The 14,493-nt window shown below is 53.2% G+C and carries 15 protein-coding genes; 9 read left to right on the forward strand and 6 right to left on the reverse strand.

All coding sequences use genetic code 11. From position 1 onward, the window contains the following. Window positions 1-11 precede the first annotated feature (11 nt). From FRY98_RS09210 to FRY98_RS09240, 7 genes are all read left to right on the forward strand, one after another. On the forward strand, window positions 12-605 hold the full coding sequence (locus tag FRY98_RS09210; RefSeq protein WP_148451477.1) for a nicotinate-nucleotide adenylyltransferase: 594 nt from the start codon (window positions 12-14) through the stop codon (window positions 603-605). Beyond that, a complete protein-coding gene (gene yqeK / locus FRY98_RS09215; protein ID WP_148451478.1) occupies window positions 589-1,176 on the forward strand; it encodes a bis(5'-nucleosyl)-tetraphosphatase (symmetrical) YqeK in 588 nt (195 codons plus the stop codon). The genes FRY98_RS09210 and yqeK overlap by 17 nt, the downstream gene beginning before the upstream one ends. 52 nt (window positions 1,177-1,228) lie before the next feature. Then, complete coding sequence (gene rsfS / locus FRY98_RS09220) at window positions 1,229-1,576, forward strand: ribosome silencing factor (protein WP_148451479.1); 348 nt, start codon at window positions 1,229-1,231, stop codon at window positions 1,574-1,576. After that, window positions 1,573-2,478, forward strand: a complete 906-nt coding sequence (locus FRY98_RS09225; RefSeq protein ID WP_148451480.1) for a CvfB family protein — start codon at window positions 1,573-1,575, stop codon at window positions 2,476-2,478. The genes rsfS and FRY98_RS09225 overlap by 4 nt, the downstream gene beginning before the upstream one ends. Before the next feature lie 60 nt (window positions 2,479-2,538). Beyond that, window positions 2,539-3,312, forward strand: coding sequence for a class I SAM-dependent DNA methyltransferase (locus FRY98_RS09230; RefSeq protein ID WP_148451481.1), 774 nt, complete (start codon window positions 2,539-2,541; stop codon window positions 3,310-3,312). 112 nt (window positions 3,313-3,424) lie between these two features. Further along, entirely contained in the window at window positions 3,425-4,108 is a 684-nt protein-coding gene (locus tag FRY98_RS09235) for an SGNH/GDSL hydrolase family protein (RefSeq protein WP_249043376.1), read from the forward strand. A gap of 245 nt (window positions 4,109-4,353) precedes the next feature. Beyond that, a complete protein-coding gene (locus FRY98_RS09240) occupies window positions 4,354-6,114 on the forward strand; it encodes a ribonuclease J (protein WP_148451482.1) in 1,761 nt (586 codons plus the stop codon). Between the two features lie 648 nt (window positions 6,115-6,762). Here the strand turns inward: FRY98_RS09240 and FRY98_RS09245 are convergent. From FRY98_RS09245 to FRY98_RS09255, 3 genes are all read right to left on the reverse strand, one after another. Further along, window positions 6,763-7,713, reverse strand: coding sequence for a DUF4179 domain-containing protein (locus FRY98_RS09245; RefSeq protein ID WP_148451483.1), 951 nt, complete (start codon window positions 7,711-7,713; stop codon window positions 6,763-6,765). 20 nt (window positions 7,714-7,733) lie between these two features. Beyond that, window positions 7,734-8,720 carry a DUF4179 domain-containing protein gene (locus tag FRY98_RS09250; protein ID WP_148451484.1) on the reverse strand — a complete coding sequence of 329 codons (987 nt, stop codon included), beginning with the start codon at window positions 8,718-8,720 and terminating at the stop codon, window positions 7,734-7,736. A 136-nt stretch (window positions 8,721-8,856) separates the two neighbouring features. Continuing rightward, a complete protein-coding gene (locus FRY98_RS09255; protein ID WP_225038906.1) occupies window positions 8,857-9,408 on the reverse strand; it encodes a sigma-70 family RNA polymerase sigma factor in 552 nt (183 codons plus the stop codon). 346 nt (window positions 9,409-9,754) lie between these two features. Between FRY98_RS09255 and FRY98_RS09260 the strand changes: the two genes are divergently transcribed. Next, entirely contained in the window at window positions 9,755-10,729 is a 975-nt protein-coding gene (locus FRY98_RS09260) for a sugar kinase (RefSeq protein WP_148451485.1), read from the forward strand. A 96-nt stretch (window positions 10,730-10,825) separates the two neighbouring features. On the opposite strand, the gene kduD is transcribed toward FRY98_RS09260, so the two are convergent. The 3 genes from kduD to kduI form a co-directional block, all read right to left on the reverse strand. Then, the gene (kduD, locus tag FRY98_RS09265; protein WP_148451486.1) at window positions 10,826-11,581 is read right to left on the reverse strand and encodes a 2-dehydro-3-deoxy-D-gluconate 5-dehydrogenase KduD; all 756 of its coding nucleotides are present in this window, start codon (window positions 11,579-11,581) and stop codon (window positions 10,826-10,828) included. A gap of 39 nt (window positions 11,582-11,620) precedes the next feature. Then, entirely contained in the window at window positions 11,621-12,370 is a 750-nt protein-coding gene (locus tag FRY98_RS09270; protein WP_148451487.1) for a DeoR/GlpR family DNA-binding transcription regulator, read from the reverse strand. A 64-nt stretch (window positions 12,371-12,434) separates the two neighbouring features. Further along, window positions 12,435-13,268, reverse strand: a complete 834-nt coding sequence (gene kduI / locus FRY98_RS09275) for a 5-dehydro-4-deoxy-D-glucuronate isomerase (RefSeq protein WP_148451488.1) — start codon at window positions 13,266-13,268, stop codon at window positions 12,435-12,437. Between the two features lie 299 nt (window positions 13,269-13,567). Here kduI and FRY98_RS09280 point away from each other — a divergent pair, with 299 nt between their 5' ends. Next, a complete protein-coding gene (locus tag FRY98_RS09280; RefSeq protein WP_148451489.1) occupies window positions 13,568-14,233 on the forward strand; it encodes a bifunctional 2-keto-4-hydroxyglutarate aldolase/2-keto-3-deoxy-6-phosphogluconate aldolase in 666 nt (221 codons plus the stop codon). Window positions 14,234-14,493 lie beyond the last annotated feature (260 nt).

Raw genomic sequence — 14,493 nt, forward strand, 5'->3', positions numbered from 1 at the left:
GGAGAACGGCGATGAGCAGAGTAGGCATCATGGGGGGCGCGTTCGATCCGGTCCATCTGGGCCATTTGCTGGCGGCGGAAGCCGCGCGGGAGCAGTATGGGCTGGAGGAAGTCTGGTTTATGCCTTCCCATATTCCTCCCCATAAACATCAGGCCGGGGTGAGCGGCAAACAGCGCTTGGAAATGGTGGAAGCCGCCACCCGCGCCAATCCGGCGTTTAAACCGCTCGATATCGAGCTTCGCCGCGGCGGGGTATCGTATACGGTGGATACGATCCGGGAGCTGCGGCGCGAGCATCCGGATCTGGACCTCTATTTTATCATCGGTGCGGATATGGTCAATTACCTGCCCAAATGGGAAGGGATCGAAGAACTGACCGGCATGCTCAAATTTATCGGATTGCAGCGCCCCGGGAGCTTTCTGGAGCTGGATGCGCTGCCGGATCATATTCAGCAGGCGGTGCATCTCGCCGATATGCCGCTGGTCGACATCTCGTCCAGTCTCGTGCGCAAAAGACTGGCCAGCGGAAAGTCGGTGCGTTACATGGTTCCCGACGAGGTGCATGAATATATCGTAAGGAGCGGATTGTATGGTTTACAACCGTGAACAACTGATCGGGATCGTCTCCGGTCAGATGCCCGCCAAACGGTGGAAACATGTCGAAGGCGTGATGCAGACCGCGGTAGAATTGGCTCGCCGCTACGGAGCGGATCCCGTTAAAGCGGATCTGGCGGCCCTGCTGCACGATTTGGCCAAGTTCTGGCCGGTGGAGCGGCAGGAAGCCGTTATCCGGGAGAACGGCCTGAATGCGGAGCTGCTGGACCATGACAAACAGCTGCTTCACGCCGAGGTCGCGGCTTTTATTTCACAAAGGGATTACGGCGTCGACGATCCGGAGGTACTGGATGCGATTCGCTATCATACCTCCGGCAGGGTCGGCATGACCCAAATGGATAAAATCGTCTGCTTGGCCGACTATATCGAGCCGGGGAGAGAGTTTCCGGGAGTCGAGCGGATCCGGGAACTGGCCGAAGTCAGTCTGGAGGAGGCGCTTCTAGCCGGTTTCGATTCGACGATTTCGTTTTTGCTGGAGAAGAAAAAGGCCATTTTCCCGTTGACGGTGTTGGCCAGGAACGATTTAATCGCTCAGCTCAAGAAGAGAAACCCGGAATCTTAACGATTTAACGCTAAATTTATAAAACAACCAACTATAACAGGAGGCTGAATGAATGCCGGTATCACCAAAAGAACTGCTTCAACTCGCGGTATCCGCCGCGGAAGACAAGAAAGCGATGAACCTGGTGGCTTTGGATCTGAAAGGAATTTCTCTCATCGCGGATTATTTCGTGATCTGCCACGGTAATTCGGATACCCAGGTACAGTCGATCGCCACCGAGGTGCGCAAACGGGCTCAGGAGGCCGGGGCGCAGATCCGCGGGATCGAGGGAATGAACACAGCCCGCTGGGTTTTGATGGACCTTGGCGATGTCGTCGTCCACGTGTTCCATCGGGATGAACGGGAATACTACAATATCGAGCGTTTGTGGTCGGACGCTAAAGTTGTGGAGAACGTATGAGTCTGGTAGCCGGAACGATCGTCTCCCTGCCCGTGGACCGGGAGGTTTCGCCTTACGGCTATTTCCTTACCGGGGGAACGCAGGATGTTCTGCTTCATTATTCGGAGCTGACGCGGAAGATTCAGCCGGGCGAAACCGTGGAGGTATTTCTGTTTTATGACACGGAGGACCGCTTGGCGGCCACGATGAAGAAACCTTTCCTGACCCTAGGAGAGCTGGCGCTGCTCGAAGTGGCCGATGTACACCCACGGCTGGGTTGTTTTCTGGAAATGGGCCTAGGCCGGCAACTGCTGCTTCCGATCCGCGAGCTTCCCGAGCTCAGGGAACTCCACCCGCAGGTGGGGGATCGGGTCTATGTGATCATGGAGCATGACAAGCAGGGGCGTCTCAAGGCCAAGCTGGCCGGTGAACAGGAGCTTGCGCCGCGAACGTTTCACGCCCCGACCTCCTGGAATAATCAATGGATGGAAGCCATTGTGTACAAACCGCTGCAAATGGGGACGTTCGTCATTGTGGATGGCGGCGTACTCGGGTTCGGCGCGATCGGCATGATCCATTCCTCGGAACGCAATCGCCTGCTGCGTTTGGGCGAGCGGGTCAAAGTCCGCGTCGCGCACGTCCGCGAGGACGGACGCGTTAACTTGTCCATGGCGCCGCGCAAGGAGATCGGCCGGGACGAGGATTCGGAGCGCATCTTGGCCTACCTGGAAAGCCGGCCCGGCGGCAGTATGCCTTATTCCGACGCAACGGCGCCGGATTTGATCAAGCAGAGGTTCGGCATCAGCAAGTCGGCGTTTAAGCGGGCGCTCGGCAAGCTGATGAAAGAAGGCAAAATTACGCAAGAAGAGAACTGGACCTATCTGACCTCCGTCTTGAAGAACAAGCCGGATAACCCCGAATAAAGCGTTTGGCACCCGCCATGAATGGGTTTCGGGAACAGAAAGGGAGAGTGCGGAACATCGATGGTAGCCTACCGGAAATTTGCTTATGTTTACGATGAATTGATGGAAGACATGCCTTACCCGGATTGGATCCGGTTTGCCCGCCAGGCCTGGGAGCGGCTCGGGATGCCCAAAACGGTCGTGGATCTCGGCTGCGGAACCGGCAGCATTACGATCCCCCTGGTCAATGCGGGATTTGAAGTGACCGGCATCGATCTATCCGCCGATATGCTGTCCGTGGCCCGCCGAAAAATGGAGGGCACTTCGCAGGGCGTTCGTCTGTTTCGCGACGGCAGCATCCGCTGGGTTCAGCAGGATATGACGGAATGGGAACTCCCCGAGCCGGTCGATGCGGTCATCTCTTTTTGCGATTGCCTGAATTACCTATTGGAAGAAGAGGATGTCGTCCGTACATTCCAGAGGACCTATAAGGGGCTTAAAGAGGGCGGCACGTTCCTGTTTGACGTTCACCATCCGAACACTTTCCGTCGGTATGAGGAGGAACAGCCGTTTATCTGGGACGAATCTTCCGTAGCCTATATCTGGACCTGTGAACGGGATGCGGCACGGGATGAAATAGAACATCATCTGACGATCTTTGCCCGTGAAGAAGAGAACGGTCCGGGCCTGTACCGGCGTTTTGAGGAGCATCATACCCAGCGGGCTTACGACCCGGCGTGGATGAAGAGCGAGCTGCTCCGCTGCGGTTTCCGCGACGTCGCCTGTTACGCCGATTTCGAGTGGGTGGAGGCGGGCGAGGATGCCGCAAGATTGTTTTTCGTCGCGGTTAAATAAGGTGCAGAAGAGCAAGTTGACGACTCCGCTACGCGGGGTCTTTTTGCATCATGTGAATTCTGTTCTTCGCGCGGGCGCCATTCCTTGCTATAATCGATAATTGGAGAATACGATGTCGTTCATCATGGGAAAAGAGGGATTCGTGTTGAAAAAGAACTGCGTTATTTTGTTTCAGGGCGATTCGATCACCGACGGAAATCGGGACCGGGGGAGCGATCCGAATCATGTTTTGGGGCACAGCTACGCGTATATGATCGCCGGCGAGCTTGGGCATATCCACGCGGAGCGGCAGCCGACATTCCTGAACCGGGGAATCAGCGGCAACCGCGTATCCGATTTGTATGCGCGGTGGAATGAGGATGCGATCAGCCTGAAGCCGGATGTCATCAGTATTTTGATCGGGGTCAACGACGCCTGGAGAATCGTGTCTGAAGAACCGAGCGGGGCTACGGACCGATTTGAAAGGGCTTACGTTCACCTGCTGACCGAGACCCGCGAGGTGATGCCCGAGGCCAAGCTCGTGTTGTGCGAGCCGTTTATCCTGAAGACCGGAGCCACCGCCGCCCGCTGGGAACAGTGGACCGAGTTGATTGCCGGGTACCGGAAGACCCTGCGTGAATTGGCCGAGCGGTTCGACGCGGTTTACGTCCCGCTTCAGGACGCCTTTGATGCGGCCGAACAGCGGAGAGAGGCGGCTTACTGGCTTTGGGACGGAGTTCACCCGACGGCCGCGGGCCATCACCTCATTGCGCAGCGTTGGCTGGAGATCGTAAACAAAAGCGGCATCCTGGACTAATCATCGCTACCCACGTTTTTATAAGTTTTAGAATTTGAAAGAAAGTTTAAAAGTTTTGCGGCGCGGGTAAATCTCCTTTATGGCTTGCAATAAGCCGGTGCTCGGCGGTGTCCGGGTTCCGGCTTGTTTCTTGTGCGCGGCCTAACGAAATATCAAATATAAAAATTAAATAGTTATTATGAGTAGTTTTCAGTATAATTGAGCATAGATTAGTCTGCATAATTCTAGAGAGGATTAACCGCATAATGAATGAAGCAAAATTGAAGGAAGCAAAAACGAAGCCAGCGAATACAGCAAATACAACGGGTGCGAACGCAGCAAACGGGAAGTCCGGCCGACGCTCCAAGTCGTCTCCGCCGCCCGTGCGGATTTTTTCGCTTGGCGGCATAGGCGAAATCGGAAAGAATATGTACGGGATCGAATACAAGAACGAGATTGTGATCGTGGACGCCGGATTGAAATTTCCGGATTCCCGTTTGTCCGGCATCGATTACATCATTCCCGATATCAGTTACCTCACGCAAAATCAGCATAAAATCAAAGGATTGTTCCTGACCCACGGCCACGAGGATCACATCGGCGCCCTGCCGTTTGTCCTTCGGCAGCTGTCGGTACCCGTTTATGGGGGAGCGCTGACGATCGGTCTGGTGCGTGCCAAGCTGGAGGAATACCGGATGCTGGGCGAGGTCAAGCTGCATGTGTTTGATGAGAACGACCGCTTCGATTATCAGCAGCTGTCGGTGCATTTTTTCCGGACGACCCACAGCATACCTGATGCCTACGGCATCGTGATCGATACGCCATACGGTGCGGTGGTGCATACCGGAGACTTTAAATTCGATTTTACGCCGGAGGATAAGCCGGCGAATTTGTTCAAAATGGCCAGCGTCGGCGGGGAAGGCGTGCTTGCGCTTTTGGCGGACAGTACGAACAGTGAAAAAGAAGGCTTCACCCCCTCGGAACGGCGGGTGGGCGGCGCCATTTTGGAAGCGTTTCGGCAGTGCGACGGAAGAATTCTGTTCGCGACGTTCGCGTCGAACGTGCACCGCCTGCAGCAGGTGGTAGATGCGGCGATGCAATGCAACCGGAAGATCGTCGTGATCGGCCGCAGCATGGAGAAGGTGTTCGCGATCGGTCAGGATCTGGGCTATATCCGGGTTCCGGAGGGCATGCTGGTCGATGTGAAGCATATCGACCGGTATGAGGACCGGCAAATCCTCATCGTCTGCACGGGCAGCCAGGGCGAGCCGAACGCGGCTCTCAGCCGGATCGCTTCGGGAGCGCACCGCTCCGTGCAAATCTATCCGGGGGATACGGTCATTTTCTCTTCATCTCCGATTCCGGGAAATGGTCAAAATGTAAACCGGAGCATCGATATGCTGATGCGCGCGGGCGCCCATGTCATCTACGGCTCTATTTTCGACATCCATACGTCGGGACACGGCTGCCGCGAGGATCTTAAGCTGATGCTGAGCTTTATTCGACCGAAATTTTTTATTCCGATTCATGGGGAATACCGTATGCTGTTAAGTCACAAGAACCTGGCGCTGCAAACGGGGCTGACGGAGGACCGGGTGTTCGTCATGAATATCGGCGATACGCTGTCGGTTTACCGGAACCGCGCAAAGCGGGGCAGAACGATCCCGGCGGGCGAGGTCTTTATCAGCAACGGCGAAATGCGCCTCAATGAAGATGAGCTGGTTGAAGAACGTATGGAACTGGCCCAGGAAGGCATCGTCGTGGTCGTTATGACCGTAGACAGCCGGACGGGCAAGATTTTATCCGGTCCGGACATCGTGACCCGGGGATTCGTATACATGCAGGACGCCCGGCCGCTGCTGCGGCGTGCGGAAGCCGCTTTGCGGCGCAGCTTGAACCGTATGGGGGAGAAGGAGACGTACAGCCAAAAGCTTTGGCTGCGCACGACCCAACAAGTGATGCGGAGATATTTTCAGCGGGAAGTCGGCAGAACGCCGCATATCATGCCTTCGGTACTTGAGGTTTAGCGATAGATAAGGATTAGAGGGGGTCCCAAGAGTCATCGTAGATGACTGAGGGGCACCCTCTTTTATTACGCGAAGCGTGCGAAACAACATACCACCTGCTATGCGGGTGGTGTAGTGATACTTATATCAAAACCACCTGATGGGGTCGTTATCATAGGAGTGTTCAAGCTGCTATGTATAACGAAAGGTAAGGTGGTTTAATGACTAATCGAAGTGATTGTCACATACAAAGAGGCGCCTAGTGTGCGTGCTTCCAAACTACCAACTCCAAAAGGATGCAAATCTGCAGGTATTTAAGCCGCTTCCCGAGGGAATGCGAAAAAAGATGCAAATCTGCAGGCATTTCCAGCGATTTTAGAGAAACGAGCCGGTTTCGTCAAAAATTCCTGCAGATTTGCAGGAATTTTGAAATTTTGGACCCCGAACAAGAAAAAAACATGCACATATGCAGGAATTCCATATTATCAAGGTAGCTGAAGGGGTATTAGTAATAAACGCACCCCTTCAGGGGTAGGCAAAAGCGGCAACAGCATAGTAGCTTGAACGTAGTGAAAGCTAGCGGCTTTAGACACGAGCCGGTAATAAAGGAAAGGCTTATACCCCAAAAGCAAACCACCCGTTGGACGGGTGGTTATGACTGCCATCGGTTTATTTTTTTAAGGAAAGCGTAAGTTCCGCATCCTGCAGATAGACTTTTTTCGGAGCCCCGTTACCGTCTTTTTCCAAGCTATACGGCTTCACGACAATAGAGCTGGGAGTGGCCGCGAAGGAAGGATACGTCATATCGAAGTAGCGTTGATTTTTGACGACGCCCTCCCATGTTTGCAGCACAGGGGTCAGGACATTTCCCTTATTGTCCGCGATATCGAATCTCAAGTCCTTTAAATCCTTAATCTGCTTATGAGAGCCTTGCGCAGCCAATTCCAACCGGCTCGAATAAGGGGTTAGCTCTACGCGCTTTACGGTATAACTTAATTTCCCGGCCTTCTTCGCCACAGCCTTATTCAAAACCGTACTTTGCGCAGCTTGTTTTTTGACAGGCACTTTAAAGGTGAAAGGATCGTCCACGCCCGATACGTAAGCTTTAACCGTAAGTTCGAATTGTTTTGGGAAAAATACGGTTCGCGGACCTTTATCGGACTGGTCGTTGAAGGAGATCACCATACTGTTACCGTCATTTATGGAGGATCTTCCGTAAGATTTCAGATCCTGTTTTTTGCCGTTGATATAAATCTCGTGATATAGCAGAACCCCTTTTTTCTCGGCATTGGTCACGTCATCCAGCGTTGTTTCAAGATTGTCGCCTTCTCTTTGCAAAGCGAACGAAACTCTGGCTCCGTCATAGAGATAATCGGTCAATTTCAAGGTGACGCCATCCTTCGTCACTTTTTGATTTTGAACTTTCGTCGTACCCTGTTTGGCCGCTTTTAGGAGACCGGGATCATTTTTTACCCCTTCAAAAAGACTTTGGGTAGAAGCGGTTTCTTGAGTCGCCGCTTTCGCCGTAACCGTACTGTATAGGGCCGTTCCGCTTGCGGTTAAAACCGAAACGGCAAGCAAGGCGGCGGCGACTTTACTTTCAATTCGTTTGCTGATCATTATGTTCAACTCCTCGCAAGTTAGTTATTATTCAGCGGAATCGTCATTTCCAAATCTTCATGATAGATTTTTTCTTTTTCTCCAGCTACCGTCCAGTCCGATTTATTGACCGTATAGGTATAAGGTTTGATCGTAATGGATTTTGGTGTCGTTTTGAACGGGCTGTACAGCTCTTCGTCATGATATTGAGCTTTTGGCGCTTCTTGATAGGACGGGATCAGAATCTGCTCGATCGAGTTTCCGTTATCATCGACAATATCAAAATACATTTTGCTGGCCGCAAACTCGCCGGTTTGTTTCTCAGTCACAGGGACTGTGCCTTTGCTGTCAATCACCACTTTGGTGGAGCCTGGAGTAAGTTGAACCTGTTTAACCGTATAACTGAAATCGCCTTTGCTCATGGTTTTTTCCGGATTTACGGAAAGAGTCGGCTGAACTTTGGTGATCGGGATTTTCAGTTCGAAAGGTTCATTCACCTGGGTGACTTTGGCTACCAGCGTCAATTCAAATTGATCCGGAAGATTCGCCTCTTCCAGGCCTTTTCTTACGTTGAAAATAAAGGCGTCTTTTTGACCGGGAACTTCCCCGCTATCGATAGATAATCCTTTGACGGGTTTGCCGTCAACGATGGCTTCCATCGTGGAACGCCAGTCAATATAACCTTTTACTTTTTCGCTTTGATCGATGGTTTGCCAAGGCATCATGACATCTTTCAGATCCACTCCCTCGCGGGTGATCGATACGCTTAAACGATTTCCATCGTAAAAGGCTTCGGACACTTTCAGGGTGATGCCATCGTGCGTCACACTTGCATTCGGAGAGGACAGAAGCCCTTTTTCAGCGGCAACCCGAAGGCCGGGGTCCTCGTTTTTAAAGATACTGCCGATCACAGGCAGGTTTTCCAAAGTGGCGGCCATGGCTGGAGAAACGAAACCCGAGCCGATCACGGCTCCTCCCAGTACAAGCGTTGCTGCGGCGGTAAGCCCAAGTCTTTTTACCTTTTTCATATGAATAACAGCTCCTTTTTGCTGATTTGAGGTACTCATCTCTTGTTCCATAATCATTTGATAGGTTTTATCCATTCTTTGACGCGTACTTTGGGGCAGTTGATTAGGCTGCTGAGAACGCAATTTTGAGATTTCTTCAGTAAGATGTTCCATAGTTTATTTTTCCCTCCTTCTGATCTTGTTGATCGCTATAAGACTGCATCAGTTTTTGCCGGGCACGAAAAAGCCGTGTTTTTACGGCAGCCGGTGTCAATTGCAAAATGTTGGCTACCTGATTGATATTCATATCCTGGTAGTAATGAAGGACGATCACAATCTTCAGATTCTCTTCGAGACGATCCACCGCATCCCGTAAATCCACTGCGGAGTATTCATTGCGCTGCAAACTGCCGAATTGCGCCGTATCGCTGAAGGCTACGGTTTTTTTATTCCTTTCCAGGATTCTCAGACATTCATTGATTAAAATTCGAAAGATCCATGTCTTGAAATAAGAAGGCTCTCGCAAAGTGTGGATGGATTTAAAAGCTTTTAAGATGGCCTCCTGCATGGCATCATCACAATCTTCCGCTCTTTTGACAATGGCCCAGGCGGTTTGATAGAGCTGCAATTCCGCCTGTTTCATCAACTCAACAAACGCATTACGATCTCCGGCTATGGCTGACCGTATGTTTTCCTCACTAAATTCCACAAGGTTTCACCTCTCTTCTCTTTTAAATCGACTATTAGATCGGCCAACGGCCCGGAAGGTTACATACAAATTTTTTTTAGTGTTATTCTAAATAAGTTGAACTATTGATTTGCGCATTCTTTGGTTCAACTTATATAGAAAACCTTATTTTTAGAGAAAGCGCAAGTTTTGGGAAGTCCGGTTTCTTGCTGCATGCCGGTTTCAAAGGGATTTTTTCGTTCCGGTGTTACTAAAAACATAGTCCGGAAGAGAGAATCATGAGATAATAGAAGGAGCAGCCAATGGACAGATTTGGAACATACCCGACGTGACGGCTCGATCGACTGAGAGAAGGTGAAACGAGAAAATGCATGCTTCCCATTTAACTGAACAACGATTTCCCGAGGTGGTTACTTTTGGCGAAAGTATGGCTCTGTTAATCGCCGAAGGGGGAAAAGGACTGGAGTACGCGAACACCCTGACGCCTTCGTTCGGAGGGGCGGAATCCAACGTGGCCATCGGATTGGCCCGGCTGGGACACACCTCGGGATGGTGCGGACGGCTCGGCGATGATCCGTTCGGGCACCGCGTGATCAAGGCAATCCGGGGAGAAGGGGTGGACGTCTCCCGTGCACAGCTTACCGCTGAAGCCCCCACCGGGTTGATGATCCGGGAAAATGTCGCGGGCAAAAGCTCGGTCTATTATTACCGCAAGCTGTCCGCCGCCAGCCGGATGCGGCCGGAACATCTGGACGAGGCTTATATTGCCGGCGCGAAAATCCTCCATGTCACCGGCATTACACCGGCGCTAAGCGACTCCTGCGCGGAAACGGCGGCCGCCGCCATGGATCTGGCCAAGCGCCACGGCGTGAAAGTCAGCTTCGATCCGAATTTGCGGCTGAAGCTATGGGACCTTGAAGCGGCGCGGAAGGTGCTTTTGCCGCTTGCTATGAAAGCGGATTATTTTTTGCCGGGGCTGGATGAATTGAAGCTTCTGTACGAGACCGAATCCCTGGAAGAGATCCTTTCCCGGCTGAACGAGCTTCCCGGTGTAAGCGTTATTAAGGGCGGGAAGGACGAAACCTATTTGTTCGAGCACGGCAAGTTGACTCCGGTTCCTTATTATAAAGTCGATCATGTAATCGACACGGTGGGTGCCGGGGACGGCTTCTGCGCAGGCTTTCTATCCGGCCTGCTCCGGGGATACCCCCTGGAAGAAGCGGTCCGGCTCGGGAACCTGATCGGATCCCAGGTTATCCAGGCTGTTGGCGATTGGGAAGGACTGCCGAGCGCCGCGGAAATCGACAGGTTGTTGAGCGGAGTAGGGCACGTGGAGCGGTAACCCGCTCGGGATAAGAAGATACTGCAACGAGAAGAAACCCGCCAGGAGATATGCTCCTTGGCGGGTTTCTTCGTTTGCCGGATATCGGCGGCAGGTTTATCTGGCCATCCATCCACCGTCGACGCAGAGAATGTGCCCGTTTAAATAGTCGGATGCGGAGGAAGCGAGGAACACGGCGGGGCCCTTCAGGTCCTCCGCGGTCCCCCAGCGTCCGGCGGGAATCCGCTCCGTAATGGAGGCGGTTCGCTTCTCATCGGCCCGGATCGGCGCCGTATTGTCCGTCGACATGTAGCCTGGGGCGATGGCGTTCACCTGGAGGCCGCTTTGGGCCCATTCGTTGGCGAAGGCTTTGGTCAAACCGGCCACCCCGTGCTTGGAGGCGGTGTAGCCGGGAACATTGATGCCGCCCTGGAAGGACAACATCGAGCAGATGTTGATGATTTTGCCGCTGCCTCGTTCAAGCATCGGTCTGGCGGCAATTTGCGACAGCAGGAACACTGTGTTCAGGTTGATGTCGATTACGTCAAACCAGTCCTTCTCACTGTGATCCTTGGCCGGGGTCCGACGGATAATCCCCGCGTTGTTGACGAGGATGTCGATCTGCCCGGTCAGCTTGAGCGATTCGTCGAAGACGGACTGAAGCGCGTCATGCCGGCTGAGGTCCGCTTCGATAGCGGAGGCTTTTCGGCCCAGGGCTTCAATACGAGCCGCCGTTTCCTCACTGGAGGTATACGAGACGCAGACGACGTCGGCGCCCGCTTCCGCCAAGCCGAGCGCGATGCCTTGTCCCAGACCGCCTGAAGCCCCGGTCACTAGCGCGGTTTTTCCTGTAAGGTCAAATAAAAGATGCATAGGGCGAACACTCCTTTATGAAATTGGATGATATATAAATCACTCGATAGGGATTCCCGCTTCGGCAAAAGACTTCACCATTTCCTCATCCAGGCCATGGTCCGTAATAACCCGGGTAAGCTCCTGCAGGGAGGCGAATGTCCGGAGCGCGGTCTGACCGAATTTGTGATGATTGACGACCGCGATCACCTCGTGAGCCGTTTCGATCAAAGCTCTCTTGAACTCGATGAAGTCGCCGGTATAAATGGAAAGTCCGTGTTCCGGATGAATGCCGGTCGTGGAAATAAACGCCTTGCGGATGTTCAGCTTTTTGATGTAGGCCGTTGCTTCGGGACCGGCAAGCATATTGCGGACCCGGTAACCGCCCGGTACGACGAGACGGATCTGGTCCTTTACAACCAGCTCGCTGATGATGTACACATCATTGGTAACCACGGTGAGCGGCTGGTTGTCGAGACGGCGGGCGATTTCCAGCGTCGTGCTGCCGCCGTCCAGGGCGATGATGTCGTTTGGTTGAATGTGAAGCAGGGCTTTGCGGGCGATCTCGCCTTTCTCCTCGGCATGTTTCACCACGGGCTCCTTGGCGGGGAGAATGCCGAACTGGTCTCCCTGCGCCAGGACGGCTCCGCCGTGGACACGCACGATGAGGCCTTGCTCCTCAAGACGGGTCAGATCCTCGCGGATCGTTTTGCCCGTGACTCCCAGCTTTTCGCTCAGCTCCGCCACGGTAACCTCTTTGTTCGTCAGCAGAACTTCCATAATTTTTTCGTATCGTCGTATCGAGCTCATTGAGGCGTCAACTCTTCCGTTAGAAAATGAATTCGTTACATAGTCCGTAACTGGCTTATCTCCCTTATTTTAAATCCTTCATCGGAACGGCGTCCATATCCGCGTACGCTTTGTTGTCTCCGGCCATGCCCCAGATAAACGTATAATTGCTCGTGCCCACCCCGCTGTGAATCGACCAGCTCGGGGAGATCACGGCCTGCTCGTTCCGCATCACGATATGGCGCGTTTCGTTCGGCTCGCCCATCAGATGGAACACCACCGCGTCTTCGGGCAGATCGAAATACATGTACGCTTCCATCCGGCGGGGATGAACATGCGCGGGCATTGTGTTCCACATGTTGCCGGTTTTAAGCTGGGTCATGCCCATGACCAGCTGTGAGCTTTGAATGCCGTTCTCATGGATGAAGCGGTGGATCGTACGCTCGTTGGAATTCTCAATAGAGCCCAGAGCGCCGGATTCCGCTTCGGCGAGGGTGGTTTTCGCGGTAGGGAACGACTTGTGGGCCGGCGCCGAATTCAAATAAAACTTGGCGGGATTCGCGGCGTCCTTGCTCTTGAAAATAACCTCTTTGGACCCCATGCCCACAAAGAGACAATCTTTATGTTCCAGTTCATACGCTGCGCCGTCCACGACAATCGAGCCCGGACCGCCGACATTAATGGCTCCGAGTTCCCGGCGTTCCAGGAAATACGCCACCCCAAGCTCCTTGAGGTCAACTTCAAGTTTCACCTCTTCCCGTACGGGGGCCGCCCCTCCGATGATCATGCGATCCTCATGCGTCAACACCAGCTCCAGACGATCCGGTGTGAACAAGGTCGGGATATGAAACTCCTGACGTAACCGCGCTGTGTCAAACTGTTTGACTTCATTGGGATGGGAAGCGTAACGTCGTTCCATAAAAAACACTCCTCTTTTGGTTTATTTAGGTTTATAATGTTCATATAGGTTTACATTAAATCTTTTAAGTTCGTTTTGCAAGCGGTTTACCGAAAAATGAAGGTGGATGGAGTGATGCGCATCGCGGAGAAGCATTTCAGGAGAAGATCTGAATCCGGATGGACAAATAATTCATGAATCTTTAAAAAACAAGCTTTAGCCGACCGGCTAACCATGATAGGATAAAGCATAGGAAAAGGCTTTCAAAACATGGGGCACGGGATATTTATACTAAGTGTAAAGGGAAGAGGGGAACAGAAGTGAAGAAGCTGCAGCTTATCCAAAAAATCGCCGAAGAGGGCGTTGTGGCCGTTCTGCGCGGCGAGACGCCGGAGCAGGTGGTGGAGATGGCCGAACAAGCTATCGCGGGCGGGATTAAAGTAATCGAGGTGACGATGACCGTTCCGTTTGCGCTGCGGGCGATTGAAACCTTGGCCCGCAAATATGCCTGGAACGCCGCGGATCCATCGGCGTATGCGATTATCGGCGTCGGTACGGTGCTGGATCCGGAAACCGCGCGCGCCGCCATCCTGAGCGGAGCCGAGTTTGTTGTCGGGCCGAGTCTGAATCGGGAGACCGTCATGCTGTGCAACCGGTACCGGATTCCGGTGATGCCCGGGGCGATGACGATCAAGGAGATTCAGGAGGCGCTGGAACTCGGCGTGGACATCGTCAAGCTGTTCCCGGGCAACCTGTACGAGCCGTCCATGATCAAGGCCATCAAAGGTCCGCTTCCGCAGGCGAATATTATGCCGACCGGGGGCGTGTCCCTGGACAATCTGGGCCAGTGGATTCAGGCGGGGGCCGTGGCGGTCGGAATCGGCTCCGATTTGACCAACGAAGCCTTAAAGCGGCAGGACTTCTCGCTGATTGCGAGCAAAGCAGCGGCATACAAGGAAGCGTTCCTCCGGGCCAAGGCCCGGTAATGGGGGAGAGAAGGCGGGGTCCGTGGACTCCGCCTTTTTTTTGAGGATTTCCGCTTACCGAAGATAACGGAAAATGTAATTTAGGCGGCCGTATAGGTGAGCGGGGAGTTGGTGAGTCGGGTGAGTCGGTAAGTAGGGGGAGTAGATGAGTTGGTGAGTCGGTGAGTGGGGAGAGTTTGGTGAGTCGGGTGAGTCGGCGAGTGAGATGAGTCGGTAAGTCGGTGGGTTGGGAGTCGGTGAGTTGGTGGGTCGGGAGTTGG

This window comes from Paenibacillus faecis, from assembly GCF_008084145.1.
GTDB classification, from domain to species: Bacteria; Bacillota; Bacilli; order Paenibacillales; family Paenibacillaceae; genus Fontibacillus; species Fontibacillus faecis.

Bases quoted from the DNA above. Each gene is read 5' to 3' on its own strand.
- FRY98_RS09210 (WP_148451477.1), top strand. From the start codon at position 12: ATGAGCAGAGTAGGCATCATGGGGGGCGCGTTCGATCCGGTCCATCTG.
- yqeK (WP_148451478.1), top strand. From the start codon at position 589: ATGGTTTACAACCGTGAACAACTGATCGGGATCGTCTCCGGTCAGATG.
- rsfS (WP_148451479.1), top strand. From the start codon at position 1,229: ATGCCGGTATCACCAAAAGAACTGCTTCAACTCGCGGTATCCGCCGCG.
- FRY98_RS09225 (WP_148451480.1), top strand. From the start codon at position 1,573: ATGAGTCTGGTAGCCGGAACGATCGTCTCCCTGCCCGTGGACCGGGAG.
- FRY98_RS09230 (WP_148451481.1), top strand. From the start codon at position 2,539: ATGGTAGCCTACCGGAAATTTGCTTATGTTTACGATGAATTGATGGAA.
- FRY98_RS09235 (WP_249043376.1), top strand. From the start codon at position 3,425: ATGTCGTTCATCATGGGAAAAGAGGGATTCGTGTTGAAAAAGAACTGC.
- FRY98_RS09240 (WP_148451482.1), top strand. From the start codon at position 4,354: ATGAATGAAGCAAAATTGAAGGAAGCAAAAACGAAGCCAGCGAATACA.
- FRY98_RS09245 (WP_148451483.1), bottom strand. From the start codon at position 7,713: ATGATCAGCAAACGAATTGAAAGTAAAGTCGCCGCCGCCTTGCTTGCC.
- FRY98_RS09250 (WP_148451484.1), bottom strand. From the start codon at position 8,720: ATGAAAAAGGTAAAAAGACTTGGGCTTACCGCCGCAGCAACGCTTGTA.
- FRY98_RS09260 (WP_148451485.1), top strand. From the start codon at position 9,755: ATGCATGCTTCCCATTTAACTGAACAACGATTTCCCGAGGTGGTTACT.
- kduD (WP_148451486.1), bottom strand. From the start codon at position 11,581: ATGCATCTTTTATTTGACCTTACAGGAAAAACCGCGCTAGTGACCGGG.
- FRY98_RS09270 (WP_148451487.1), bottom strand. From the start codon at position 12,370: ATGAGCTCGATACGACGATACGAAAAAATTATGGAAGTTCTGCTGACG.
- kduI (WP_148451488.1), bottom strand. From the start codon at position 13,268: ATGGAACGACGTTACGCTTCCCATCCCAATGAAGTCAAACAGTTTGAC.